Raw genomic sequence first — 1,074 nt, forward strand, 5'->3', positions numbered from 1 at the left:
TTCGTCGGATGCGTCAGAGGTGTATATGCGTCAGATAGTAATCTCGTTATTAGCAAAATATCGTAAGCCACGCTCATGAATTTATTCTTCATTCTCAACGTAAGGTAAGGCGTTAAGCACAAAACCATTGGCTGTTTTTTCTAGCACCACATCAACGTTAACTGGCTTTGTCACCACATAGGTTCCAATGTATTTACTTAATTCCGTTTGGCTTATCGGTACTAACTTCCTAACTTCAGCTTCCGAATAGCCTACGTTTAACGCTTCTTTTAAGCGTATTTCTAGTTCAGTTATTAACTGCCTACCGTTGTTGCCGTTTGTCATAATGGCGTAGCCGTTGCCGGTATCTAGTTCAAGGTATAACTGCGACATAAAACCAACATCTGCGCCGCCGTGGCCAAAGCCTAGAATCTTCCCGTTGTCATCCATATTGATGAAGAAGCCTATTCCTACATTGGGTGGCTCAATACTCGGCGTATTGTTGGTTAACATTTCCTGCGCGGTGGCTTGCGATATCCAGTCGGTTTTCAGCCCTAAATACGCACTGCGCACGCCACTTGCCAATTTCAACATGTCTGATGGCGTGCTCCACATGCCTGCTGCTGCAAGCGTAGCGTAAGTATGCGCGCCACCCTTAATTGGCGCACCGTCTCCGTCATACGGCGTAGCCATATTGTTTGATAAGTTGGTCGATATGGGTTGTTCGAAGCCAGAACGTGTCATGCCTAAAGGTTTGAACAAAAGCCGTTGTGACATAGTTGGCAGGGGCTCGTTAGCTACGTCTTGCAAGGTAAGCTGAGCAAGCGTAGTACCGCCACCGGAATAACGCATTTGCGTGCCAGGTTGAATATCAACAACAACAGCGTCGGTATTGGCGGGAAATACACCTTCTAGCACCTGCTGCAAAGTAGGTACTGGTTCGCCCGCTGCGTAACCAGGGAAGCCATGTACTGTGGTGCCTGCCGTGTGGCTTAATAATCTGCGTAAAGAAACAGTGTCTTGCCCTGTCCATTCATGTTCAGGCAACTGCCAGCTGGTGAGTAAGGTATTAACATCTGCATCTAAATCTAGTGG

At 47.1% G+C, this 1,074-nt stretch carries 1 protein-coding gene; it reads right to left on the minus strand.

Annotated elements, in window-relative coordinates; translation table 11 throughout:
• Positions 1–81: 81 nt before the first annotated feature.
• On the minus strand, positions 82–1,074 hold a 993-nt coding region (locus QVA83_RS20750), incomplete at its 5' end, for a serine hydrolase domain-containing protein (RefSeq protein WP_287498910.1).

Source organism: Alteromonas sp. AO-Serp, assembly GCF_017849675.1.
Lineage (GTDB): Bacteria > Pseudomonadota > Gammaproteobacteria > Enterobacterales > Alteromonadaceae > Alteromonas > Alteromonas macleodii.